This is a genomic window from Pseudomonas pichavaramensis, from assembly GCF_050473265.1.
Taxonomy (GTDB): Bacteria; Pseudomonadota; Gammaproteobacteria; order Pseudomonadales; family Pseudomonadaceae; genus Aquipseudomonas.
The window spans coordinates 266987-292720 of record NZ_JBJKFJ010000005.1 but is presented as its reverse complement, the minus strand read 5'-3'; the positions used below and the strand labels follow the sequence as shown (position 1 = coordinate 292720).

The 25734-nt window shown below is 61.2% G+C and carries 15 protein-coding genes; 8 read left to right on the top strand and 7 right to left on the bottom strand.

The features are described 5' to 3' along the window. Positions 1–121 precede the first annotated feature (121 nt). From ACJRW5_RS10875 to ACJRW5_RS10865, 3 genes are all read left to right on the top strand, one after another. The gene (locus tag ACJRW5_RS10875; RefSeq protein ID WP_484570525.1) at positions 122–868 is read left to right on the top strand and encodes a helix-turn-helix domain-containing protein; all 747 of its coding nucleotides are present in this window, start codon (positions 122–124) and stop codon (positions 866–868) included. Between the two features lie 104 nt (positions 869–972). Next, positions 973–1308 carry a tRNA-binding protein gene (locus ACJRW5_RS10870; protein ID WP_484570524.1) on the top strand — a complete coding sequence of 112 codons (336 nt, stop codon included), beginning with the start codon at positions 973–975 and terminating at the stop codon, positions 1306–1308. Beyond that, a complete protein-coding gene (locus ACJRW5_RS10865; RefSeq protein ID WP_484570523.1) occupies positions 1305–2156 on the top strand; it encodes a DMT family transporter in 852 nt (283 codons plus the stop codon). Before ACJRW5_RS10870 ends, ACJRW5_RS10865 begins: the two co-directional genes overlap by 4 nt. A 185-nt stretch (positions 2157–2341) precedes the next feature. Here the strand turns inward: ACJRW5_RS10865 and ACJRW5_RS10860 are convergent, their stop codons facing one another. Continuing rightward, entirely contained in the window at positions 2342–2623 is a 282-nt protein-coding gene (locus tag ACJRW5_RS10860; protein WP_484570522.1) for an Rdx family protein, read from the bottom strand. 72 nt (positions 2624–2695) lie between these two features. Between ACJRW5_RS10860 and ACJRW5_RS10855 the strand changes: the two genes are divergently transcribed. Then, a complete protein-coding gene (locus tag ACJRW5_RS10855) occupies positions 2696–4882 on the top strand; it encodes a patatin-like phospholipase family protein (protein ID WP_484570521.1) in 2187 nt (728 codons plus the stop codon). An 88-nt stretch (positions 4883–4970) separates the two neighbouring features. Here the strand turns inward: ACJRW5_RS10855 and ACJRW5_RS10850 are convergent, their stop codons facing one another. From ACJRW5_RS10850 to recQ, 4 genes are all read right to left on the bottom strand, one after another. Beyond that, positions 4971–7064 carry a FimV/HubP family polar landmark protein gene (locus ACJRW5_RS10850; protein WP_484570520.1) on the bottom strand — a complete coding sequence of 698 codons (2094 nt, stop codon included), beginning with the start codon at positions 7062–7064 and terminating at the stop codon, positions 4971–4973. Positions 7065–7336: 272 nt separating this feature from the next. Further along, positions 7337–7768, bottom strand: coding sequence for a MarR family transcriptional regulator (locus tag ACJRW5_RS10845; RefSeq protein ID WP_484570519.1), 432 nt, complete (start codon positions 7766–7768; stop codon positions 7337–7339). A 120-nt stretch (positions 7769–7888) separates the two neighbouring features. Next, positions 7889–9049, bottom strand: a complete 1161-nt coding sequence (locus tag ACJRW5_RS10840) for a GGDEF domain-containing protein (RefSeq protein WP_484570518.1) — start codon at positions 9047–9049, stop codon at positions 7889–7891. 74 nt (positions 9050–9123) lie between these two features. Beyond that, complete coding sequence (gene recQ / locus ACJRW5_RS10835; RefSeq protein WP_484570517.1) at positions 9124–11256, bottom strand: DNA helicase RecQ; 2133 nt, start codon at positions 11254–11256, stop codon at positions 9124–9126. Positions 11257–11422: 166 nt separating this feature from the next. Here recQ and ACJRW5_RS10830 point away from each other — a divergent pair, with 166 nt between their 5' ends. The 4 genes from ACJRW5_RS10830 (at position 11423) to lapD (ending at position 15153) form a co-directional block, all read left to right on the top strand. Next, on the top strand, positions 11423–12007 hold the full coding sequence (locus ACJRW5_RS10830; protein ID WP_484570516.1) for a UPF0149 family protein: 585 nt from the start codon (positions 11423–11425) through the stop codon (positions 12005–12007). Between the two features lie 37 nt (positions 12008–12044). Next, a complete protein-coding gene (locus ACJRW5_RS10825; RefSeq protein WP_484570515.1) occupies positions 12045–12443 on the top strand; it encodes a YbaN family protein in 399 nt (132 codons plus the stop codon). Positions 12444–12515: 72 nt separating this feature from the next. Next, positions 12516–13196, top strand: a complete 681-nt coding sequence (gene lapG, locus ACJRW5_RS10820; RefSeq protein WP_484570514.1) for a cysteine protease LapG — start codon at positions 12516–12518, stop codon at positions 13194–13196. Between the two features lie 10 nt (positions 13197–13206). Further along, positions 13207–15153 (top strand): cyclic di-GMP receptor LapD, encoded by a 1947-nt coding sequence (gene lapD / locus ACJRW5_RS10815; RefSeq protein WP_484570513.1) that lies wholly within the window; start codon positions 13207–13209, stop codon positions 15151–15153. Between the two features lie 83 nt (positions 15154–15236). Here the strand turns inward: lapD and ACJRW5_RS10810 are convergent, their stop codons facing one another. Continuing rightward, on the bottom strand, positions 15237–15578 hold the full coding sequence (locus tag ACJRW5_RS10810; protein ID WP_484570512.1) for a tryptophan synthase subunit beta: 342 nt from the start codon (positions 15576–15578) through the stop codon (positions 15237–15239). Between the two features lie 67 nt (positions 15579–15645). Continuing rightward, positions 15646–25641, bottom strand: coding sequence for a retention module-containing protein (locus ACJRW5_RS10805; RefSeq protein WP_484570511.1), 9996 nt, complete (start codon positions 25639–25641; stop codon positions 15646–15648). Positions 25642–25734 lie beyond the last annotated feature (93 nt).

Sequence of the window (25734 nt, the reverse complement as noted above, 5' to 3'; positions counted from 1 at the left end):
CTGGGTTTAGACGAGCTTGAGGCGTAGCGGTGAAAGCATTGTGACGAATAAAAGACCGTTGCATGACGCAGCACGCCATCACGCCCAGGCGTTACACTGCTGCCGTCACCGAGGAATCACCATGCTCCCTGCCCTGTCCTTGCGCCACTACAGCCATGAAATGCTCTGCCACAGCCATGACCACGCACAGCTCGTGTTCGGCCTGACGGGTGAGCTGCAGTTCGAGGTAGACGGTTTGGGCAGTCGCGTGCTGCGTCATCACCTGGCAGTGGTACCGGCCGAAGCCCGCCATACGTGCGACTGCCCACGCGGCAGCCAGTGCCTGGTGCTGGATCTGCCAGCCAACGACTGGCTCGAACGTCAACTCGGCCATCATGCAGGGAACATCCAGCGCCTGCTGGAAAGACCCGTTGCGCTGCACCTCGACCCGCCTCAGGGACAGTTGCTCAACTGGCTGGCCAATGGGCCGATCAACGATGCCGTCATTGCCGGGCAGGGCGCGGCTCTGCTCCTCGGCAGCCTGGCATGTCGACAGCCTGACGCCGAACAAACGCGCCTGCCCCTGGCAGCGCTCGAGCGCTATATCGAACAGCATCTCGCGCACCCGTTGCAGGTTGCGGACCTGGCCCGATTGGCCGACCTGTCCGTTGCGCGCCTGCATGCTCGCTTCCTCGCCGAAACCGGTCACACGCCCATGGAGCATGTTCGCCTGTTGCGCCTGAAACGAGCTGAACAGCTGTTGCGCGACAGCGAATTGCCTGTCGGAGAAATTGCCGCACGCGTCGGTTACAGCTCGCAGAGCGCCTTCACCGCAGCGCTCTCCCGCCAACTGGGAATGACACCACGGCAGTTACGGCGCGAACGTTAGCGCTATGGCACAGGCGAGAGCCTGGCGACAAAAAACCTAAGTCACGCGACAGACAACCCTCACCTGCCCTCTCTAGACTGCGCAGCAACATCGAGGAGTACCCCATGCAAAGCATCGAGTGGCAGGATTTCGAAAAAGTGGAACTGCGCGTTGGCACCATCCGTCGCGCCCGCCCTAACGAAAAGGCGGTAAAACCCGCCTATGTGCTGGAAGTGGATCTTGGTGAGCTGGGCATCAAGACCTCCAGCGCACAGATCACCGCTCACTATGACTGCCAAACGCTGGTTGGCCGGCAAGTGCTGTGCGTATGCAATTTCGCGCCCAAACGCATTGCCGGGGTACGCTCCGAGGTCCTGGTGACCGGCGCCTACGACAACGAGCAGCGCGTGGTTCTCGCCGGTTTCGACAAACTGCTGCCCAACGGTGCACGTCTGGCATGAGACAACGTGATGCCCTGCTGGCCATTCACCTGGGCGCGTTGCTGTTCGGCCTCTCGGGTATCCTCGGCAAGCTGACTGCAACCACGCCGGAGATGATCGCTGGCGGGCGGGCCTTTTTCGCCATTCTCGCCCTGGCAATGGCCGTCCTGCTCTGGCGTCGCCCCGATTCAGGCCGGCCCAAGCTGCGCCAGCTCGCTCAGCTGGCACTCGGCGGCTTGCTGCTCGGCGTACATTGGCTGGCGTTCTTCGAAGCCGTGAAGGTCTCCGGCGTGGCCATCGCCACCCTCGGCTTCGCCAGTTTTCCGGCGTTCACCATAGTGCTGGAGGGCATGCTGTTTCGCGAGCGAACGCGCCTCATCGAATATCTCATGGTCGCAATCGTTTGCCTGGGGCTGATACTGGTGACGCCCGAGTTCAGCCTGGACAGCGAGGCCACCGTGGGCCTGCTCTGGGCCGTGCTCTCGGGCTTGCTGTTCGCATTGCTGTCACTGCTCAACCGGGCCAGCACGCACGGTGTGGAGCCGATGCAGGCAGCCCTCTACCAGAACGTCACGGTGTGTATCTTGTTCCTGCCCCTGGCCGCACCGCTGGTGCCAGGCCTGCGGCCACTGGACTGGCTGTGGCTGGCGATGCTCGGTATTTTCTGCACCGGTCTGGCACACAGCCTGTTCGTCGCCAGCCTGCGCGTACTCAAGGCGCGTACCACGGCGGTGATATTCGCGCTGGAACCGGTCTACGGGATTCTCTTCGCCTGGTGGCTGTTCAGCGAACAGCCCACCCTGCGCATGCTCGCAGGTGGCTTGCTGATCATCAGCGCCATCTTCGTCTCCGCACGGATGGCGCGCTGATGCCGTAGCCCTAGTGTCGTGCCAACAATCAAATGTCGCGAAGGATGATGGTGGCCTTACGTAGGGTGTTGCGGGGCCGCCCAGATCGTGCGCACCAAGCAAGTACCGCGCTATTACTGGTGCGCACAGCGCACCCTACCCCCTAGCGCCTGAGCAAATGCCGACATGTGATCCATGTCGTGACACTAGCGATCGTTGTGCCCCAGATCACGCGCTGGATCGATCAGGTCGCGTACCCGTCGTTTGAGCTCCTTGGCTTCGGGAAAACCGCCTTCAGCCTTGCGCTCCCAGACCTGCTGGCCGTCGCAGAGAATGCGGAAAACGCCGCCTGTCCCTGGCTCCAGGCTCACTCGCCCCAGTTCATCCGAGAAGGTGCTGAGCAGCTCCTGGGCCAACCAGGCGGCGCGCAGCAGCCACTGACATTGGGTGCAATAGGTAATGACGATTTCTGGCTTGCGATCGGACATGAGCAGACTCTGGGACAGGGCATACGATGCCTATAATAGCGGCCTTCGAATACGTCCCGCCCGGTATCCGTCATGCGTCGCCTGCTCTGCTTGTTATTCTGTCTGCTTGCCCTTCATTGCCTGCCTGGTCACGCTGCCGAGCGCGTCGGTCTGGTGCTCTCCGGTGGCGCGGCCCGCGGCCTGGCGCATATCGGTGTGCTCAAGGCGCTCGAGGAGCAAGGCATCCGCATCGACGCCATTGCCGGCACCAGCATGGGCGCCATCGTCGGTGGGCTTTATGCCGCCGGCTATTCGGTCGAGGAACTGGAACGCCTGGCGCTGGACCTGGACTGGCAGCAGGCGCTCTCCGACTCGCCGCCGCGCGAGGACGTGCCCTTTCGCCGCAAGCAGGACGACCGCGACTTTCTGATCAAGCAGAAGCTCAGCTTCCGCGACGACGGCAGCCTGGGCCTGCCGCTGGGGGTGATTCAGGGACAGAACCTGGCACTGCTGCTGGAAAGTCTGCTGGTGCACCGCAGCGCCACACGGGATTTCGACAAACTGCCGATTCCCTATCGAGCCGTGGCCACCGATGTGGTCAGTGGCGAGCAAGTGGTCATGGCCAGCGGTCACCTGCCCCAGGTGATGCGCGCCAGCATGTCGATACCCGCCGTATTTGCACCGACTGAAGTGGATGGCCGCTTGCTGGTCGATGGCGGCATGGTCAACAACGTGCCGATCGACGTCGCGCGGCAGATGGGGGTCGACCATGTCATCGTCGTCGACCTCGGTATGCCGCTGAAACCGGCCGACGAGTTACTCACCGTGGTCGACGTGATGAACCAGTCGATCAACCTGATGATGCGCAAGAACTCCGAAGCTCAATTGGCGACCTTGATTGAGGATGACGTGCTGATCCAACCGGCCTTGGCCGGCTTTGGTGTCGCCGACTTCAATCGAGGCGAGCAGATGATCGTCGCCGGCTATCGCGCGACCCAGGTCAAGGCCGAGAGTCTCGCCCGGCTGCGTACCAGCAATGCCGGCAGCCCGGCGCTGGCGATGGCGCGCTCACGCGAGCAGCGCAACCCGGTGATCCGCGAAATTCATGTGGAGAATGACTCCAAGGTCGGCGATGAAGTGATTCGTCGACATATCCGCCAGCCCCTGGGCGAACCGCTGGATGTGGAGCGCTTGCAGAAGGACATGGGCACGCTCTACGGGCTGGACTACTTCGAACGCGTGCAGTACCGCGTCGAGGCGCTGGATCAACGCGGCAGCGCCCTGGTGATCGATGCGCGTGGCAGACGTACCGGTACCGACTACCTGCGCCTGGGGCTGAGCCTCTCCGACGACATGCGCGGCGACAGCGCCTTCAACATAGGTGCCAGTTACCGCGTCAACGGTATCAACGAGCTCGGCGCCGAATGGCTGACCCGCCTGCAACTGGGCGACCGCCAGGAACTCTACAGCGAGTTCTATCAGCCGCTGGATGCCGGCTCACGCTACTTCGTCGCGCCCTATCTGTTTGGCGAAGCGCAAAACGTCGAGGCGATACTGGATAATGACCCCATCGCCGAATACCGCCTGGAGCGCTACGGCTACGGCCTCAATCTCGGCCGGCAGATCGCCAACAATGGCGAAATCCGTTTCGGCATTGGCCAGGCCTGGGGCGAAGCCGATGTACGCGTGGGTGAACGCGACCTGCCCAGCTTTAGCTTCAGCGAGGGCTACTACGAACTGAAGTACTCCTTCGACACCCTGGACAACCTCGACTTCCCGATCAAGGGTGAAGACATCGGCCTGCTCCTGCGCCAGTACGATAAGGGCCTGGGCTCGGACGACGAATACCGCCAGTGGCAACTGGAGCTGAACAAGGCGCTGACCCACGGTCCCAATACCTGGCTGCTGGGCGGTCGCTACGGCAGAACCCTGGACGAAGCCGAGGTGGTGACGTCCGGCTTCATCCTCGGCGGCGCCCAGGAGCTCTCCGGTTTCCGCCAGGATTCGTTGAGCGGCCAGAATATGGCCCTGGCCCGAATGATCTACTACCGCCGCCTGACGCAAAGCTCGTTGCTGCCGCTGGACTTCCCCCTGTACCTGGGCCTGTCCCTGGAACGTGGCCGCGCCTGGAACAATGACAATGCCTTCGACAGCGGCTACATCAACGCCGCCAGCATCTTCCTTGGCCTGGACACACCGCTGGGTCCGCTGAACTTCAGCTACGGCTTCAATGACGAGCGTGAGAAAGCGCTGTATCTCAACCTGGGCAAGAGTTTCTAGTATTCCCGGTGCGCACGGCGCGCCCTGCCCCCTTCGAAAACGACCAGGCCGCGCATGAGCGCGGCCTGGAGTGGAGCTGCGAGCGACGTCAGGCTATTTCCGCCAACAGTTGACGGGCCGCCTTCTTCTGCTCGTCATCACCCTGATCGATCACTTCGTTGAGAATGTCGCACGCAGTTGCAACGTCCCCCTGCCGGATGTAGGCCAACGCCTGATTGAGCTTGGCCATATGCTCCGGGTTACCGGCCAGGTGCTCGAAATCGCCCTGCAGCGCAGCAGTGGCGTCGGCATCACCCGCGAAAGCATCGAGGAAGTTGTCATCCAGTTGCTCGCCATCGTCGAGCAGCACCATCTCCATCTCGCCAAATGCAGTCAGTTGCTCGTCCTCATGAGGCAGTTCGAATACCTCCGGCAACTCTTGCAGATTGCTGGAGAACGAAGCATCGAGTTCAGGCTCGGCTGCTGCCTTGGGCTTGGCCTTGCCGGCGGTCGAGAACGGACTGACCAGATCCCAATCGGCATCCAGCGACAAGTCGTCCAGGTTGAGCTGGAAATCAGGCTCGGCTGAAGGCTCGACGGCCGGCTGCGCTGGTGCAACGACAGGCGCAGACGGCTGCGCCTTGGCCAGGTGCAAATTGGGGTGGCGCGCCTTCAGTGCGTCGATGCGGGCCTCATCGAAAGCGTCCGCACGCAGAATCGCCTCCTCGCGCGCAAACCCCGGGCCATCGCCCAGTTGAGCAAGAACCTCCAGAAGACGGAAGCGCAGATCGCTGCGTTGCGGCTCCTGTACCAGCGCCTTGCTCAATTCGCCCCGTGCCTCACTGATGCGGCCATAGGCGATGTAGACATTGGCCGCCTCCAACGGATCGGTCGGTGCCTGCGGTCGCTGTGGCACCGGCGCTGGCACCGGCTTGGCAGCAACGGCAACTGCTGCGACGGGAGCCGCATCAACTGCCTTCGGGCGCACCGATGGCTGAGCCTTGGGTTCGACCTGAACCACCGGCGTGCTCTTTTCACGACGCCGTGCTGCCCAGAAAAGCGCACCGAGCAACAGCAGCAAGCCAATGCCGCCAGCAAGTAATGTGGAAAACCATCCCCGCTCGACAGCAACAGGGGTCACCTGCTCCTCCACCGGCGTCTCGATTGCCGGTTGCGAAGCCGACTCCACCGACGCGCGCGCAGCCAGTTCGGCCAGTTGCGCATCCTTCTCGGCCAGTTGCTCCTGCAATAGCTGCACCTGCACCTGCAATTGCGCTAGCCCTTGTTGCAGTTCCAGGTTTTCCGCAGCCTGATTGGCCAGTTCCAGATCGACTTGGCGCTGTTTCTCTGCCAGCACTTGCAAGCCATCGGTCTGTTCGGGCGCCGACTCCACAGCTGCCAGCGGCGCGCTCACAGGCCCTTCAACGCCGCTCTCGGCAAGGGTTTCAGGCGCTTTGGCGGTCTCCGAGGCAACTGCTGGAGTGGTCACGCCGGCGCGTGCTGCATCAGGTAGCAGCAAATCAGCGCCGGCCATCAAGCGCCCAGGATCACCGCCAGCAAAGGCTTGCGGGTTAAGGGCGAGAATGCCCTCCATGAGCGCCTGCTGAGACAGTGCACTGCCCTCTTCACGCAAGCGCGCGGCGATCGACCAGAGGCTGTCACCACGCACAACCTGATGACGATGCCCGGCCTCGGCACTGGGCGGCGTCACCACTCGTACCGAAGACGCAGCCGACGTAGTGGTCTGACGCGGTGTTTGGGCAAGCGGCGCGACACTGGACGCTGCCACAGTGGAATAGGCAGCCGACCCTGGTGGATCGAGCAGTACGGTGTACTCACGCAGCAGTTGGCCGTTGGGGCGCGCCACTTCGACGATGAAATTCAGATAGGGCTCACGCACCGGGCGATTCGAGACCACCCGGATCACACTACGCGAGCCACGCAACAGAGGCGTAAAGCGCAGATCGTTGAGGAAATACAAACGCTCGACGCCGGAGCGGCTGAACACCTCGGCAGGTGCCAGAGCGACCCGAATGTCCTGCGCGCCAAGATCGCCTACCTGAAGCAATTCGATCTCGGCTTCCAACGGCTGATTCAACGCCGAATGCAGCGTGATTTCACCCAAACCGAGCGCCGGCGCCATTCCCGAATAGAGAGCGGACCCCGACGCCAAACCCAACATCAACTGACGCACCCGAGCCATGTGACCTCCAGGGTTATCCAGGCTCGAACGCCGCCTCCCCGACTTCCTGTCCGGGCTTCCCTTGGCCGGGAGGCTGGCGCCCTTGAAAACTCGAAGCACGGCCAGAAGTATCCCTGTCTGGACCGTCTTGAATTGCATTATGGCTACTAATTCACAAAGTAGCGGATTGGGCGTCAGTTTGCCGACGAAAGCAGGGTGCCATCAACCTTCTTCAATCGAAGGTTAGGCACAAAAAGCGCTTGACCGGCGATCAGCAAAATGCCAACCAGATCTCATTTCACCAGGTTGGCCAATACCCGGGCGTGGACCTGCTGGCAGCGTCGCAGGTCATCCTCGTCGATGCCGGCAAAGACTTCGTGGCGCAGTTCGGTGGAAATCGCCTCGATCTTCTCGATCAGCGGTTGGGCCTTGGGCTGCAGTGCAATTTTCTTGGCGCGTCGATCTTCAGGTACGGCCACGCGGATAACCAGTTCCTGACTTTCCAGGCTATCGAGCAAACGGGCCAGGGTAGGCCCTTCCACACCCACGCTTTGCGCCAACTCGCGCTGAGTTGGCATTTCGGTGAAGCGGGCCAGGTGCAGCAATACCAGCCAGCGCGCCTGGGACAGGCCCAGGCCAACGAGGCGTCGGTCCAGTTCCGAACGCCAGGCGCGTGACAGTTGGGCGACTTGCATGGCAAAGCGATGTTGGTCGGGGTAAGACATGGGCAAGCGGACTCATACAAAGGTCAAAAACTAATTATTAGCTAGCTAGCCATAACCCGACGCGCAGAGCAAGCGCGGATTTCACCGGTACATTGCTGAATGCGACAGTCTTACCACGACTCAGGCGGCCACCTGATTGCGCCCGAATGCCTTGGCCTCGTAGAGCGCCCGATCCGCCTGCTCATAAAGCTGCCCCAGCTCCGCCTGAACACCTGGAGTCAGGCAAGCGATACCGATGGACATGGTCAGCACAGCGGCACTATCGGAGTTGCGATGAGCGATGGCAGCCGCCTCCAGTGACTGACGCAAGGCCTCGGCGCGTTGCCGCGCCTCGTCGGCACCGATATCGAACAGCAATAGGGCGAATTCCTCCCCGCCCAGGCGCACGCCCATGTCCAGCGGGCGCCGCGCGGCCTGTTCGATCAGAATGCCCACACGCTGCAGGGCCGCATCGCCAGCCTGGTGGCCATAGCAGTCGTTGTAGGCTTTGAAGTGATCGATATCGCACAGCAGCAGCGCCAGTGACTTGCCGTCCCGCTGCGCCTGACGCCAGAGGCGCTCGAATTGGCGATTGAAGCTACGTCGATTGTGCAGCCCTGTCAGGCTGTCGTGATAAGCGAGCAGGCGCATCAGCCGACTGACCAGAAACTGCTCGCGCGACTTATGTTCCAGCAGATAACAGCCGACGGCCCCCGTAAGGTTGCCGAAGGCGAGAAACAGTAGGTTGTTGATCAGCCTCGGCGCAGGCAGCCCGGCCAACCACTCCACCACCACGTAGACAAACAGAATGATCAGGGAACAGGCGAGTGCCTCACTCAGACGCAATCCCACCAGAAAATAGGCGGCCATGCTCACCAACAACAAGCCCTCATAGGGATAGCTGGGGTCGGCTCGATGGGCGATACCGACGATCAGCGCAGCCCCGACTCCCAGGGTGAGAATGCAGGCCATGCTTAGTGGCAACAACAGATGCGTGTGACGCCGCTGCAGAATCAGGGCTGCGCAGACCAGCAGAATGATCAACACGGCGAAGCGCACGGCGAGCACCCAGGCCAGATGCGATGCCGGCACCACCAGCAGATCCAACGCGCCCAGCGCCAACCAGATGACCGTGGCAGCGATCAGCGCGATACGTTTGAGTTCGAAACTGTCGTCAAGCATGTGAGCGCGGTATTCGCGTTCCAGCACGCGGGAAAACCGCAACCCGCGAAACCCCAGGCTCAGTTGATCGGCATAAGGACTCGGGCGAACCTCATCGAGCCAAGCGTGATAGTTAGGCACCGTCACCTCGTCGTCTGGCGGCCTGCCCCACACCTTAGCCGGGGCATCGCAATGCCGCCAGAAAAACCCCGCCGCTACAGTTCGAACTCAGCCTGCAGGGCTGCGCGCACGCAGTAGAGCACGGCTTCGTCGACCCGCCCTGCAAACAGCGGTGCTATCTCACTGACCGCAGGCAATTCGCCCTCGCCATCAAGGAAGCTTTCCTGGATTTCACCCAACAGTTCTTCGGGCAGATCCAGTGCCTGTTCCAGGCTTAGCTGCTGTGCGGCGATGGCCTCGGCAAGCAGGCTGTAGACGTTCTTTTCACTGCAATTGAGCTGACCGGCGATTTGCGCCGGGGTCATGCCGGCGCGAGCCAGGCTGACCAGCTCGTGACGCAGGTCCGCGACCGGCGCCGGTGCCTCAGCCTGGGCGTTGCCAGCCAGCACTTCGAGGAAGGCCTGGCCATAGCGCTCCAGTTTGCGCGCCCCCACGCCACTGACCTCTGCCATTTCGCTGAGCGATCCGGGCTGGCTGCGCAACATCTCCAGCAGCGTGGCATCGGGGAAGATCACATAAGGCGGGACGCTGTGTTCTTCGGCCAACTTGCGGCGCAGAGCACGTAATGCCTCCCACATCTCCCGTTCGTGCCCCCGAACCAGCTGGCTTGCCGCGCTGCTGGAGGCCTTGGCCGCCTGAGTCGGCTTGGGCTCGCGACGCAACTGCAGGGCGACTTCACCTCGCAGCAGGGGCCTGCAGCTTTCGTCCAAACGCAGGCCGCCGAAACCCTCGAGATCGACATCGGCCAGACCACGCGCGACCAACTGGCGGAACAGGGTACGCCACTCGACTTCGGAAAAGCCTTTGCCAACGCCGAAAACAGCCAGGTGCTGGTGGCCGGAGGCGCGGATCTTCTCGTTGTCGCGCCCCAGCAGAATATCGACCAAGTGGCCGACGCCATAGCGCTGACCGCTGCGATAGATTGCTGACAACGCCTGTCGCGCCGGCTCAGTGGCGTCCCAGGTTTCCACGCCGTCGATGCAGTTGTCGCAATGCCCGCAGGGTTGCTCCAGCACCTCGTCGAAATAGGCCAATAGCGCCTGGCGGCGGCAGCGGGTCTCCTCGCAGAGAGCCAGCATGGCATCGAGCTTGTGCTGCTCGATGCGTTTGTGGCGCTCGTCGCCCTCCGAGTTGTTGAGCATCTGCTTGAGGAAGATCACGTCCTGCAGGCCGTAAGCCATCCAGGCATCGGCGGGCAAACCGTCACGACCGGCACGGCCGGTCTCCTGGTAATAGGCTTCCAGCGACTTGGGCAGATCAAGGTGGCAGACGAAGCGCACGTTAGGCTTGTCGATACCCATACCGAAGGCAATGGTGGCCACCATGATCAGCCCTTCCTCATTGAGAAAGCGCTTCTGGTGGTAGGCGCGCAGGTCGTTGGGCAAACCTGCGTGATACGGCAGAGCCGGGAAGCCCTGACTGCTGAGAAAATCGGCGACCTCCTCGACCTTCTTGCGCGACAGGCAATAGACGATGCCGGCATCGCCCTTGCGCGCGGCAAGGAAGCCCAGCAACTGCTTGCGCGGCTGATCCTTGGGCTGGATGCGGTAAAAGATATTCGGTCGGTCGAAACTGGAGAGAAAGCGCTCGGCATTATCCAGGTGCAGGCGCTGGACAATCTCCTCGCGGGTACGCTTGTCCGCCGTGGCGGTCAGGGCGATGCGTGGCACCTGGGGGAACAGTTCGGCGAGTTGGCCGAGCTGCAGGTATTCAGGTCGGAAGTCATGCCCCCATTGCGACACGCAATGCGCCTCATCGATGGCGAACAGCGCGATATCCAGGCCCTGGAGGAAACTCAGCATGCGCGGTTGCACCAGGCGTTCCGGCGCCAGGTAGAGCATCTTGATCTGCCCGCGACGAATGCGGTCGGCGATTTCGCGCTGCTCATCGGGGCTTAGCGTGGAGTTCAGCGCCACCGCTGCCACGCCCAGCTCGTCCAGCGTCGCGACCTGGTCGTCCATCAGTGCGATCAACGGCGACACCACCACGGCCAGACCGTCGCGCATCAGTGCCGGTACCTGATAGCACAGCGACTTGCCGCCCCCCGTGGGCATCAGTACCAACGCATCGCCGCCGCTGGCCACGCGCTCGATGATCGCGGCTTGATTGCCGCGAAAGGCGTCGTAACCGAAAACGTCTTTGAGAATGCGCTGCGCGTGGTCGAGCATGTAGGCCTCCGAATCGAGCCGGCTATTATGCCGCACTCTGGCCGAAGACGGCGCCTCACCCCGTCCGAAGCGGCTCTTTTCTGCCGCCGCAGCCTTGCCGCTATGGCCGCAAAGGCCCGCGTGGACTAGAATCCAGCCTCGTTTAATCCTTCAAGGTAGCCCCACGATGTCCTTCGCTGAGCAACTGTCACGCCTGCAAGCCTTCCTCGATGCCGACGAGCTGCACGAAGAAGCGCTGGACTATGTGGCCGCCCATGGCTACCTCACCGCCCTGTCGATCTGCCCGGACCATGTGCCCGAGCGCGAGTGGATCGATGCGCTGTTCGCTGAGCCGCCGCACTATCGCAGTGACGCCGAGCGCGAAGAGATCGAAAGCACCCTGGTTCACCTGAAGGCTCACATCGCCCGCCAACTGGCCGGTGAAGAAGAGCCCGAGCTGCCGTGCGACCTGGACCTGGGCGATGACCCGGATGACTCCGACCTGCGCGGCTGGTGCATCGGTTTCATGGAGGGCGTGTTCCTGCGTGAAGCCGTGTGGTTCGAAGACGCCGAAGATGAAGTCAGCGAGCTGCTGCTGCCGATCATGGTCGGTTCCGGCCTGTTCGACGAGCAACAGGAATTCGCCGAAATCGCCCGAGACCGCGATCTGGTGGACAGCATGATCGATCAGATTCCGGAACTGCTCACCGCCCTGTTCCTGCTGTGCCAGGCCCCGGAAGAAAAACCGGCTCTGCTCAAACCCCGCCACTGATGGCTACAGCCGGGGCAACCCGGCTGTCCCTGCGCCCATGCCCCGTGATATTCAGCCCAGCCGCCATCGCAGCGTTCGCTACCTGTTGCTGGCAGTCGGCTGGCTGAGCGTTGTCTTGGGCGTCATTGGCATCTTCCTGCCGGTACTGCCCACCACCCCGTTTCTGCTCCTGGCTGCAGCCTGCTTCATGCGCAGCTCGCGGCGCTTCTATATCTGGCTGGTCACTCACCCGCACCTCGGCCCGTGGATTCGCGACTATCTCGAAGGCCAGGGCATCCCGCTCAAGGGCAAGGTCTACGCCCTGCTGCTGATGTGGGCGAGCATCGCTTTTTCCTGCTATCTGGTGCCCCTGCCCTGGGCGCGCGCCTTCATGCTGACCAGTGCGGTACTGGTCAGCCTGTACATCCTCAAACAGAAGACCCTGCGTACCCGCTGACAGCGCTCTGCAGCCGGCAGATTGCCAGCTCATCGCCTAGACTTCATCGATCAGACCCAGAGACCCGACCCCATGCGACGGCTACGCGTTCAGGGATGGCGGTGGCGGCTGCTGATCCTTGGGGTTGGCGGTGGGTTGCTGGCTGGCCTGTCTCTGGCCGACTGGGATTTCGCGCTGATCATCAAGAACGCCGAAAGCCGCTACGGCAATCTGGGCCCGGCGCGCGCGCGCATCCTCGACTGGGAAAAGTTGATCAAGAGCAGCGCGGCGCTGACCGAAGCCGATAAGCTCAATGAGGTCAATCGCTTCTTCAACCGCAAGGTCCGCTTCGTCGACGATATCCAGCTGTGGCGCGAAAACGACTACTGGGCCACGCCGATCGAGATGCTGGTCAAGGGCGCCGGTGACTGCGAGGACTATTCACTGGCCAAGTACTTCACCCTGCGCCGCCTGGGCATCCCCAGCGACAAGCTGCGCATCACCTACGTCAAGGCGCTGAACTACAACCAGGCGCACATGGTGCTGACCTATTACGCCAGCCCGACTGCCGAGCCGCTGGTGCTCGATAACCTGATCAACGACATCCGCCCCGCATCCCAGCGCAAGGACCTGTTGCCGGTCTACGCCTTCAATGCCGAGGGCCTCTACCTGCCTGGCGCGACGACGCGCAAGAGCGACTCGAAGAAGCTCTCGCGCTGGCAAGACGTGCTGAAAAAAATGCGTGCCGAAGGCTTCGCCGTAGGCGAAGGCTAGGAGGAAAGCCATGTCCCTGCTCAAGCAACTGTTCCTGGCCATCTGCCTGTTTCTGGTGGTGGCTTTCACCGGCAGCTTCATTGCCGGCGTCGAGACGTCACGCGAGCAACTGCTCAGCCAACTGCGCTCCCACGCTCAGGACGCGGCCACTGCGCTGGGATTGTCGATGGCACCGCATGTCGACGACCCGGCCATGCTCGAGTTGATGGTCAGCTCGATCTTCGACAGCGGCTACTTCGCCAGCATCCGCGTGGTCGACATCGCCGAAGGCAAAGTGGTGGTCGAGCGCAGCAACGATGCCCGCCCAGACAACGTCCCGAGCTGGTTCGTCGATCTGGTTAACCTGCAACCCCAGGGCGGCGACGCTCTGATCATGCGTGGCTGGGAACAGGCGGCACGGGTCGAAGTGCTCAGCCACCCGCAGTTCGCCCTGGCCAGGCTGTGGGATAGCGCCATCGGCAGCCTGCTCTGGCTACTGCTCTGCGGCCTGGTCAGCGCCATCCTCGGCGGCTGGCTGCTGCGCACGCAACTGCGCCCGCTGGACAACATGGTACGCCAAGCGCAAGCCATCACCCGCCGGGAGTTCCTCACCCTGCCACGGGTGCCGCGCACGCCGGAACTCAAGCGAGTGGTACTGGCCATGAACCAGATGGTCGACAAGTTGAAGACATTGTTCGCCGAAGAAGCGGCGCGCAGCGAGAAACTGCGCGCGGAGGCCTATCAGGACAGTCTCACCGGCCTGGCCAACCGCCGCCAGTTCGATATCCGCCTGAACAATCAACTGGCGCTCAACGAGCAGAATGCCGAAGGCTATCTGTTGCTGTTGCGCGTCAATGATCTCGCCGGCCTCAATCAACGTCTGGGCGGACAGCGTACCGACGCCTTGATCGAAACACTGGGCGAGCAACTCAGAACGCTGCAAAACGCCGACGGCCGCAGCAAGTGGCTGGCATCGCGTAACCGCGGTGGAGAGTTCACCCTGCTCGCCCCGGGGTTGAGCGGCGAAGATGCCGACCACCTGGCAAACGAGATCAGCGACGCGCTACACAACCTCAAGCAAACGGGGGCCAGCGATTGCCAACCGGTCGCACACCTGGGCATTGCCGCTTTTCGCCCTGGCGAGCAGGTCACCACGGTCATCGGCCGGGCCGACCAGGCGCTGGCTCAAGCGCAGAGCCACGCCGACAAGTGCTGGGAACGTCTGGATGACTTCACCACACAGAGCAATCAGGGGCTACACGACTGGCGAGGCTGGATCGACGACGCATTGAACCAGGGCAAGCTGCAGCTTTACTTCCAGCCTGTCGCCGAATGCGAATCGGGTACGGTGATGCAGTACAAGGTGCTCGCCCGCCTGCTCGACCCGCAGGGCGAGGCCATCACCGCTGGCCGCTTCCTACCCTGGATCGAACGCCTGGGCTGGTCCGCCCGTTTCGACCTGGCGATGCTCGAACATAGCCTGGTCCATCTGCAGCGCCATCCCCAACCGCTGGCACTGAGCCTGTCCGCCGCCACCCTGCGCAACGCCAAGGACAGGGCTCGCCTGTTTGAAGTACTAAGGGCCCACACCGAGCTGGCACACCTGATGACGCTGGAGATCGACGAGCATCATCTGCCGCCACCGGTCGAGCTCGAGGCCCTGAGCCAGAATATTCGTGAGCTTGGCTTCAATCTTGGACTGCAGCACTTTGGCGGCCGTTTCAGCCTGATCGGCAACCTGACCCACCTTGGGCTGGCCTATCTGAAAATCGACGGCACCTATATCCGCGCCATCGACCAGGAAAGCGACAAGCGACTTTTCATCGAGGCGATCTACCGCGCGACCAACAGCATCGACCTGCCATTGATCGCCGAGATGGTGGAAACGCAGGGAGAACTTGCAGTGCTGACGGAGCTGGGCATCCATGGCGCCATGGGCCGCCTGATCGGTGCGCCCACACCCTGGATCGACAAATGAGCGCGGCCAACCTGCACAAGGAAAAAGCGTTCAAACTGTAGCGACACTGCCAGCACTCCTGCCAAGCGCTGGCACAGCGGATATCACACCAAGTCGTGTTCGTCGTCACCCAACAAGCCGCTCAGCCCCTCGATCTCGGCACGGGCGATGGCACGCTGGTCGAGCTTCTGACGCGCCGCTTCTGGCAGGTCGGTGTAGCGGATCACACCGCGCTCAACCAGTACGCTGACCACGTCCTCGAGCACCCGCACCAGTTCCAGATCAGACTGTTTCAGGCCGTCCAGACGGGCCTTGACCTCTTCCCTGGCCGTCAGCCAGTTGTGCAGTTCCTCGCTTTCAACTGCGATATTTTCCGTCATGCCCTCGAAGGGCTCATGCTCGACCCGAAGCAAACGCCCGGCAGCGTCACGCTGTACGTAAACCATGCCTATTTCTCCTGGGCAAAAAAAACCCGCTATCTGAACGATAGCGGGTCGATCATATAAGCGAAGGTCAGACCGTATCTACATTTAAAGTTCCGTCGTTGAGCATGGCCAGAACCACACTGCCAGTATCGCCTCCGACGCCGTATCCCCCCACGCCACTGCCACCCAGCAGGTTGACATCCTGCAAGACGATGGTTTGATCGGGACTATCGAAGTTGCCCGTGCCCATGGCACTGATCTTGATCGTCGTATCCCAGGCCGAGGTTCCCTGACTGGGCAGCTCACTGGAGGTGATCTGCAGATAGTTGAGCAGGTTGCCGATATCGCCTGTAGTGCCGTGCTCGCCGACCAGCAGGTCGGAGAGATCCAGGCGATCCCCATTGCTCCCCAGGTTGAAGCCACGCACGAAATTGAGCACGGTATCGATACCGGTATCGCCGTTCTGCCAGACGAAGGTGTCTCGACCACTGCTGTTATCCACCGCGCCACCGCTCATGGTGTCGTTACCACGCCCACCGATCAGCACATCGTTACCGCCGCCACCGTACAGCGTGTCGTTGCCCAACAGGCCGCTGAGCACGTTGTTCTGGTTGCCGCCAACGAGAGTGTCGGTGAAGTTCGAACCGATCAGGTTCTCGATGCTATCCAGCCGATCGCCCGACGCCCAGCCGCTAACACGACTGCTACCACTGGCATCACCTGAATTATCGAGCCTGATCGTGACGCCGCTGGTGGCATCGATATAGCTGGCGGTGTCATTGCCGGCTCCACCGTTGAGCGTATCGCCGCCGGTGCCACCCACCAGGATGTCGTTGCCGTCACCACCATTGAGGACGTCGTCGCCACCGTTGCCGATCAGGATATCGTCGCCGCTGTCGCCATTGATGGTACTGCTAGCGTTGCCATCGATGAGTATTTCGTCGAGGTACCCCCCGTCAAGAGAGCCGCTGTCATCGACTGCAGCGATAGTGACCTTGGCATTTTCACTCTGGCCACTTGCCTCGTTGCGGTAAACGAACGAGTTTCCAGCATCAGCGGATGACACCAATACGGAAGTCGCTCCCGAAGGATGACTTGCCGACATACCAGCAGTCGAGACGATACTGGCGATCGCCTGGATCGTACTGTTTGGCCCACTGTCATTGGCCAGCAAGGCCCAGTCAGGGATATCGAAGCCGTTACTACGCGCGACCACATAATCATCACGCGCAACCATCGGCCCATCCGCCGGATCGACCGTGATGGTCAGGTTCGCCAGACCACTCTGATCGCCGTCGTTGTCGATCAGGACGAAACCCACCTGCTGACTAGCACCGTTCCCCACATTGGCCGGTGACACATATTGGTAGGCACCGGTGGCCATGTTGATTTCGAACGTAGCGCCCGCCGCCAGAGTTAAGGCCAGGGTAATGCCACTGACCGAACTGCCGTTGCTACCCGTGATGGTCGGATTGAGGCCGGGGTTATAGGTGTAAGTCACACCGTTGATGATCACCGACTTGACTCGCCCACCATCGGCACCGAAGCCGTTGACGCCGTCGGTCAGGTTGCCGCTGATCGGTGTCGCCTGAGCGGTCTGGACCAGAACATCCTCCAGATCGGCAAAACTGTCCACCGCAATGGCGTTGGTGTTGCTGCCAGATGAGCCATCGTAGGCAATAGGGTCAAGCTCGTCGTTGTTGCTGAAATTGCCAGGCTGGTTGTCGTTGACGTCCGCCGCCGGCCCCACACCCAATGCGTAGGACTGGATCTTCTGGCTATTGAGGAAGTTGATCCACTCAGTCTCCTCGCTGCTGTTGATACCTGGGCTGTTATTGGGCCGATTCGGCTCACCGTCGGACAGGAAATACGAGACATTCTGCAGCGACTCGTCCGGATTATTGGCAACCGTCAACTTGCCAGTCGAAGCCCAGGCCTCCATCGCCTTGTCCAGCGCTGCATCGTAGTTGGTGTAGGCATTGCTGGGCGATTCCGGGATGCCAATAACAGCCGCCTTGGCTGCGTCCACCGTCATCCAGACATTACCGATCGCAGAGGCGCCATTGGCGAAGGTCACCAATCTCACCTTCACGTCACCCATCGCTTCGTACTGCTCCAGCAGTTCGAGCACGGCCAACTTCGATGCTTCCAGACGCGACAGCCCGCCGAAGTCAGCTGATTCGTTCATGCTACCGGACACATCGAGCACGATCAGCAGGTTGGTGTTGACATCACCCGAGGCCTCGCGGCTCTGCGCAATGTTCTGCGCCAAGGGCGAGTCGTCGTCCACGGAGATGTCCAGCCTGCCCTGTGCTGTCGAGCCATTGCCGTCGACCATTTGGTAGTTGAACTGAAAGTCCAGGTTGTTTTCCACACTGCCTGATTGTGGTTCTGGGTGATCCAGTGGCGCATGCAACTGGAACTTGAAGGCACCTGTCGCCGAGTTGGTCAGCGTCACGGTGAACACCGGTTGTCCACTGCCTTCAATCTGCGCGGTCAATACCAGGCCATTACCGCTGACCACATATTCGATCTCCTGACCACCCGATGTGAGATCGTCGGGCAAGCCCGCTTCAAGCCAGGTGAAACTACCAAAGCCATCGGAGCCATAGTCATAACCGAGACTGCCGGTGACCGTCGTGGCCTCACCCGGCTCATCCTCGACACCTCCGGGGATACCACCTGCCAGGCCTTCCTCGTCGACAAGGTCGAATGCATAGCCTCCGGTCGGCACGCCATCGGCGAAGCAGACATCGAGTTGGGTGCTGATCCGGTCGTTATCCCCATCGACAACATCGATCTGGAAGGACAGGTTCAGATCTGGCGGCAGCGACTGCTGCTGCAAGGTGATTTCCTGAATACGGTAGTCCCCGCTGACCGAGCCAAAGGTCAGCTTGGTGAAGCCCTGTAACAGATCATCTGCCGTAGTGCCGTTGGTGAAGACCGAATTGGCCAGGTTGAAACTGAACAGGGAGTTTTCCGAGCCCTGCCCCTCGTAAGTACCGGACGCAACCAGGTTGCCGCCACTGTCGTGAGCCTCCCAGTACAGTTTGTCGCCGGAAGAAAGCTTCTGCACATCCACTTCAGCCGAATAAACCGTGTCGCTGAACGTCATGTACAGCTCTTCGGTCTCCTCGATCAGGTTGTTTCCCCCTACACCGACACCTTTGTTCGAAGGATTGACCAGTCCGCTGCCGGTCAAGATGACCGATAGACCTTCTCCACTCGCTACGTCGAACGACAGCTCAGGGGAGCCTGCGTCAATTGCCTTGAGATCGAAGTCAGCGGTGCTGGTCGGACGCGCGTTGAAGACCTCCAGCACGTAGTTGTAGCTGCCACCGTCACCGTCTGCCTGGAGGGTGTCGTACACCGTCAGGGTGAAGAAGGTCTCTCCATCAGCATCGTCGACCGTCGCGGTCAGCGTGGTAACGCCGCCTACCTTGACCACCGAGTAATAGAGACCACCGATTTCCTTGCCATCATTCGCCAAAAGGTCGAAACCGCCGCCATCGCTGCCGTAGTCAGCCTCGATAAGCCCGCGCGTGACATAACCACTGGTCTCTACAAACTCGGCGCAATCAGGATCCACCACGCTGGGACCGTCGTCTTCGAAGCCGATCACCTTGCCCAGGTCCAGGTCTTTGCTTAGCGCATCACCGTCATTGTCGTAGACGGTAACCGCCAGCTTCAACACTCCGTCACGAATCAATGCCAGCTCGTCATGACTGCCAGTGTTGCTGTGGTTGATCGCCTGCAGCTGCTCCAGAGTTATGGTGCCGTCGGCACTGTTGACTGTGACCTTGAAGATGGTCTCATTGCCAACCTTGCCGAGGATGTTGCCGTCAGCGTCCGTGTAAAGCCGGATGTCGCCACCGGCGGTAGCATCCAGGCCGGAGTCGACACCTTCACTGGCCAGCGTCAGTGCGAACTTGGTACGGCTGGTATCCAGGCCGTCCGCACCACCGTCCGCCTGCAGCGCGAACAGGTTCTTGCCTTCGATCTGTGCATAGCCCAACAGCGTGCTGCCACTCGGTTCGTCATCCGGAGCGACATGCCCTGGCTCATTTTCGCTGGAACCGTCGATACCGAAGGACTCGTCGACGTACAGTTTTACGCCATCAAGCAGCTGGAACTTGTCGATCTGCGGACCGTCATCCTGGAACGAGAAGTAGGAGCCCTGGCTACCGGCCAACTCGACCTGCGCAGACTTGGTCACGCCGTCGCCGTCGCCATCGACCAGAGTCACCTGATACTGCAACTTGAGCGAACCATCGCGGGTCAGCAGATCCACCGCTTCGTCGAAGTGTTGGTCGTTTTCACCATGCCTGAGCGCCTCGAACAAGGTGGTCTGCAGCTGGGGTAGGTCGTCGACCGTGACTATGGCGATGCTCAAGACCGTATTGCCCGTCGTATCGACACCCAGGATGACCGAGCTGTGCTCAGGGTCGACGATCAGCTTGATCGCACCGCCTTCGGTTGCCAGCAGATTGGTGGACAAACCGCCTGAAGGAATACCGGCAAAGCTCAGCACCCCACTCTGCGATTGGGCGCCATCAGCGCCAGCGCTGGCGGTCATGCTGAACAGCGCAGCCAGGCCACCGGTCACCTTGGTGGTGAACTGCGCCAAGGCAGGCGGAGCATCATCGTTGCTGTAGGTTTCGCTGTCGTCCTTGGCAGCGTAACGATCAACGTCGCCACGAGTCTCGTCCAGTGAAGCCTGCAACTGCGCCAGGGCCTGCAGCTCGACATCCACGCACAGCGTCGGCACATCGTCCTCGACGTTGATCACGAACAGGCCTTTGCTGCCGGCCGGCATCTGCAGCGGATCGCCATCGCCATCGGTCGCGGTCAGCAGCGTGGTGAAATCGATGCCGGTAAAAGCCCCATCGGCCCAGAGTTCGCCATCATTGCCATCCGCCTGCGGGTGGTCCAAGGGGCCCTGCAGGGTGAAGGTGAAGTCACCATTGGCCTCGACCACCAGGGTGAAGACCTCATAGCCACCGGCCGCCGTCGCGGTCAGCGTGGTGCTGACCAGCTCGCCATCGACGACCTGCTCACTGACGACATACACCAGCGGCTGGCCACCCGAGATCAGCCCCTGATCGTTCAGCATATCGGCCGCAGTGCCGGTGTCGACCAGGCCGAAACTGCCCAGACCATCGGCGCCGAAGGCCACCAGCGAGGTCAGGCTGCCGGCTCCGTTATCGGTGCTGACCACCAAGCGCTGATCGGTTTCCGGATTGCCCTGATGCGGGTTTTCCAGCTTGTCTTCATGCACCGTACCGCCAACCGGCGCTTTGACGGTCCAGGTGGCCTGGATGTTGACGTCGTTGTAGTCGTTGTCACCGCCTGCGTTGATGTCTTCCCAGTTCTGGTTGCCTGGAGCGCCATTGTCCTCGACGTGCGGCTTGTCATTCGGATTGAGCGTGGCATCGCTGAATACGATATCGGCTCCCCCCGCACCGGTAAGCGCGGTATCCCCCACGAACGCCTGCCACTGGCCTTCGACCAGTTGGAAGGTCACCTCAGTGCCATCAGCGATGGCATTCGCCGCACCATCAGGGATGATGAAGAAACCGACCTGACTGGGATCGAGGCCCATCAGGGTCACCGAGTCACCGTCAGTCAGGCCGGTGGTATCGGCCCAGATAACCTTGCCGCTGAGCGGCGTACCATCCTCACCTTTGATGTAGTAGCCATAGCTGTTGACGAAGGAGGCGTCGCCGCCCTTGTAGGTCAGCGTCAGGCAGTGCTCTGGAGTTGCGTTGCCAAGTATCGGTGTGTCGTCATCGACCACCACTTTCACCATGCCGCTGGCGACATCGTTGTCGCCATCCTTGACGGTGAAGCCCAGCTTGAGAAGCAGCTCGTCCTCGGTGCCCGCAAACTTGTGATCCAGCGGCGCTTGCAAGCTGAAGGTGTAATCCTGATTGTTGGCCGCAACCTGCAAGGTAAACACGGTGACCTTGCCAGCGTCCGTCATGTAATAGCCTTCGAGCGTGCCACCCTCGCCACCTGCGCCGGGTTGCCAGTCCAGCATCACCACATGGTCATCGGAAGTGACCGTCTGCCCGGAAACGGTCTTGGCCACGCCTTCGTTGAAACTCAGGCTCTTCAGCCCATCGGAGCCCGCATCGATGCCCAGGCTGCCGGTATCGGCGACACCATAATCGGAATCGTCCACGCCGCCAGCGTTTGCATCAGGCAGTTGCAATGCACCATGCACCGCAGCACCGTCCTCGTCCACACGCACGGTGCTATAGCCGTCCACGGCAGGGCCGTCATCCTCGAAGCCGATCACCTTGCCCAGGTCGATCGTGCTCGAACGGTCATGGTCACCGTCGTTGTCATAGACCGTGACTTTTACGCCCAATACGCCTGACTTCAGCGTGAGCAGGCTGTCATGGTCATTGCCATCGTTACCGTGGTGGATAGCCTCGTATTGCCACAGCTGGATATCACCGCTTTGCTCGTCGATACGGATGCGGAACACCACATTATCGTCCGCATCACGGCCAATCACATCATCACCGTCGGCATACAGTTTGATGATGCCGCCATCGGTGGCGAACAGCCCGGACCAGGCGCCATTGCTGAAGCTGAACTCGAAGCTGCGCTTACTGGTGTTCTCACCATCGGAGCCCGCATCGACCTGCAGTTTGAACAGGTCTTCACCCTTGACCTCGGCATAACCAATCACACCACTGGGCTGATCAGTCTCATCGTCTGGGCTTGCATAGCCGTTCTCATCCTTGTTCGAACCATCAGTGCCGACCGACTCATCGACCACCACCTTGACCCATTTCTGCAGCTCGAACCGGGTAACCTTCGGGCCGTCGTCTTCGAAACCGATCACCTTGCCCAGGTCGATACGGTCTGAACGGTCATAGTCCCCGTCGTTGTCGTAGACCGTGACCTTCACGCCCAACGCGCCTGACTTCAGCGTGAGCAGGCTGTCATGGTCATTGCCATCGTTACCGTGGTTGATGGCCTCGTATTGCCAGAGCTGGATATCGCCACTCTGCTCGTCGATACGGATGCGGAACACCACATTATCGTCCGCATCACGGCCAATCACATCATCACCGTCGGCATACAGCTTGATGATGCCGCCATCGGTGGCGGACAGCCCAGATAGTGCACCACTGCTGAAACTGAATTCGAAGCTGCGCTTGCTGGTGTTCTCACCATCGGAGCCGGCATCGACCTGCAGTTTGAACAGGTCTGCGCCCTTGACCTCGGCATAGCCGATCACGTCAGGCCCCTGTCCCCATTCATCCGCTGGCCATGCGTGGCCACCAAGCTCATCTTTCAAAGAGCCACCAAGGCCAACCGACTCGTCGGCTACCACCTTGACCCATCTCTGAAGTTCGAAGCAGGTGACTTTCGGGCCGTCGTCTTCAAAGCCGATCACCTTGCCCAGGTCTACGCGATCCGAGCGATCATAGTCGCCGTCGTTGTCATAGACAGTCACCTTCACGCCCAACGCGCCTGACTTCAGCGTGAGCAGGCTGTCATGGTCATTGCCATCGTTACCGTGGTTGATGGCCTCGTATTGCCACAGCTGAATATCACCGCTTTGCTCGTCGATACGGATGCGGAACACATCGTCACCGGAAGCGTCACGACCGACCACATCATCACCGTCGGCATACAGTCTGATGATGCCGCCATCGGTGGCGAACAGCCCGGACCAGGCGCCGTTGCTGAAGCTGAACTCGAAGCTGCGCTTGCTGGTGTTCTCACCATCGGAGCCAGCATCGACCTGTAGTTTGAACAGGTCCTCGCCTTTGACCTTGGCATAGCCGATCACATTGCTCGGCTGGCCAGACTCATCCGCCGGCCATGCGTGGCCACCAAACTCATCTTTCAACGAGCCGCCAAGGCCAACCGACTCGTCGGCTACCACCTTGACCCATTTCTGCAGTTCGAAGCAGGTGACTTTCGGGCCGTCGTCCTCGAAGCCGACCACCTTGCCCAGATCGACGGTTTCACTGGTACTGTCGCCATCACCGTCGTACACAGTGACCTTCACACCCAGGACGTTCTTGGCCAGCGTCTTCAGCGCATCGTGATCGTTGTAGTCGTATCGATGGTTGATCGCCTCGTACTGCCAAAGATCGACATCACCGGTTTCCTCATTGATGCTGATGCGGAAAACCGGCTGCCCATCGCTGTCCTTACCAATTACATCGCCATCATCGCCGGCAAACAGATAGATCTTTCCGCCATCGGTGGCACTCAGCCCAGAGAAAGCACCTTCCGTGTAAACGAACTCGAAGGTGCGCTTGCTGGTGTCCTCACCATCCGCGCCGCCATCGACATGCAGACGGAACAGGTCCTCGCCCTTGACCTCGGCGTGGCCGATGACACCAGCGCCCTGGCCCCACTCGTCCATAGGCCAGGCGTGACCGCCAAACTCATCTTTCAATGACCCACCCAGGCCAACCGACTCGTCGGCGACGATTTTTACGCGCTCCAGCTCGAAGCAGAGAATCCGCGGGCCGTCGTCTTCGAACTGAATCAGCTGCCCGACGCCAACGCCTTCGCTGACGGCCACATCGCCGTCACTGTCGGTGACCGTCACCACGGCCTGGATCAGGTTGACCGACTCACCCTCCTCGCCTTCGAACAGCAGGCTGATCGCCTCGTCATGGCTGTCACCACCAATCGGATGATGCAGCGACAGGTACTGGGCCAGGCTGAGCACTCCGTTGTCTGGGTCGATCATCACCGCGAATGCGGCATCGCCGTCAGCGCCGCCCACACGACCGACGATCAGGTCTCCTTCCTTGAACAGGTAGATGCTCTCGCCAAGCGTCGTGGTGAGCCCAGAATAGGTTCCATCACCACCGGTGATGGTCAGACTGATGACGGTGGTGGCTGCGGCGTGATTGTCTGCGCCGTAGCTGCTACCTGCCGTGCTAACCACAGCTTCTGCACTTTGCGACCAGCCGATCGGAGTACCTAGCCCAGCGTGAAAGGCCTCCGGCAATTCGTCCAAATCCCTATCGCTGTCCTGCAGGCCTGCGGTTTCGTCATGTGACACCCCATCGGATTGCTCATTGAGCGAGAGCATCGCAACCGGGCTGTCGTCATCGACCAGAATGCTCAGGCTACCGGTGGCCGGGGTGCCGTTGCCATCGGTGATGGTGTAGTTGAACTGGTAGAGAATGTCGTTCTCATCGCTGCCGCCGCCTTCTGGTGCGGCGTGATCCAGCGTCGCCAGCAATTTGAACTCATAAGCACCAGTCGCCAGGTCGGTGACTTGGGCAACGAAGACCACCGTTTCACCGGCATAGGCGGTGAGGGTCAGGCCATCGGCGCTCACCTCATAAGTGAGCAGCGTGCCACCTGAGCTGATGCCCATGGCCGCCAGCCCGGCAGTGGACCAGGTGAAGGTCCCGGGGCCATCTGGGCCAAAGTTGTAGCCCAATACGCCGGTCACCTCGGTCGCCTCTCCATCGAGGTCGTTCACGCCACCGACGATGCCATCAAGCAGGCCTTCCTCATCCACCGCGTTGAACGCGGTGCCGCCAGTCGGGATGCCATCGACTTCGGGATCGTCCAGCGCCAGCGGCTCAGCCTCGGGAAACTCAGGCCCGCCTGGCAGGCCTTCGGTCGGAAAACCAATGATCGGATCGAGGGCGCCACCCACTTCGCTCAGCAGCACGAACGAGTTGCCACCGCCGGCACCACCAGCGCCACCCGCACCGGCGCCAGGGCCTGCTGCGGTCGCTTCGCCCTGCAGGGTCGGGTCGTCGCCAGCCTCGATGGCGGCCTGCAAGCGCTCGACGTCGGTCAGGTCATCGTCGGTGGGAGGCTGTGGCGCCTCGACCACCGGTGCCTGGGTTTCACCCCGGTACGCAAGCATCTGTGCATCGAGAGTGATACTGCTGTCGCGACCAAGGGTCAGTTGCTGGCCGTTGGTCATGGACACCGCAACCGCACCAGTCGCACCGGTGAGCAGTTGCTCACCCGCGTAAACCCGGTCGCCCTCGCTAACAGGCCGGCGCGATCCATCGCTCGCTACCGCGAAAACCTCGCCGACAACCTGACTGACGACACCAATAAGAGTAGCCATGATTCCATCCTCACTACAGCTGCCGACCACCGCCGACACGTACCTACCGAAAGGGTCAGAACACCTTTTCGAAGTCGAGGAAAGAACCCTGAC

Bases quoted from the DNA above. Each gene is read 5' to 3' on its own strand.
- ACJRW5_RS10875 (WP_484570525.1), top strand. From the start codon at position 122: ATGCTCCCTGCCCTGTCCTTGCGCCACTACAGCCATGAAATGCTCTGC.
- ACJRW5_RS10870 (WP_484570524.1), top strand. From the start codon at position 973: ATGCAAAGCATCGAGTGGCAGGATTTCGAAAAAGTGGAACTGCGCGTT.
- ACJRW5_RS10865 (WP_484570523.1), top strand. From the start codon at position 1,305: ATGAGACAACGTGATGCCCTGCTGGCCATTCACCTGGGCGCGTTGCTG.
- ACJRW5_RS10860 (WP_484570522.1), bottom strand. From the start codon at position 2,623: ATGTCCGATCGCAAGCCAGAAATCGTCATTACCTATTGCACCCAATGT.
- ACJRW5_RS10855 (WP_484570521.1), top strand. From the start codon at position 2,696: ATGCGTCGCCTGCTCTGCTTGTTATTCTGTCTGCTTGCCCTTCATTGC.
- ACJRW5_RS10850 (WP_484570520.1), bottom strand. From the start codon at position 7,064: ATGGCTCGGGTGCGTCAGTTGATGTTGGGTTTGGCGTCGGGGTCCGCT.
- ACJRW5_RS10845 (WP_484570519.1), bottom strand. From the start codon at position 7,768: ATGTCTTACCCCGACCAACATCGCTTTGCCATGCAAGTCGCCCAACTG.
- recQ (WP_484570517.1), bottom strand. From the start codon at position 11,256: ATGCTCGACCACGCGCAGCGCATTCTCAAAGACGTTTTCGGTTACGAC.
- ACJRW5_RS10830 (WP_484570516.1), top strand. From the start codon at position 11,423: ATGTCCTTCGCTGAGCAACTGTCACGCCTGCAAGCCTTCCTCGATGCC.
- ACJRW5_RS10825 (WP_484570515.1), top strand. From the start codon at position 12,045: ATGCCCCGTGATATTCAGCCCAGCCGCCATCGCAGCGTTCGCTACCTG.
- lapG (WP_484570514.1), top strand. From the start codon at position 12,516: ATGCGACGGCTACGCGTTCAGGGATGGCGGTGGCGGCTGCTGATCCTT.
- lapD (WP_484570513.1), top strand. From the start codon at position 13,207: ATGTCCCTGCTCAAGCAACTGTTCCTGGCCATCTGCCTGTTTCTGGTG.
- ACJRW5_RS10810 (WP_484570512.1), bottom strand. From the start codon at position 15,578: ATGGTTTACGTACAGCGTGACGCTGCCGGGCGTTTGCTTCGGGTCGAG.
- ACJRW5_RS10805 (WP_484570511.1), bottom strand. From the start codon at position 25,641: ATGGCTACTCTTATTGGTGTCGTCAGTCAGGTTGTCGGCGAGGTTTTC.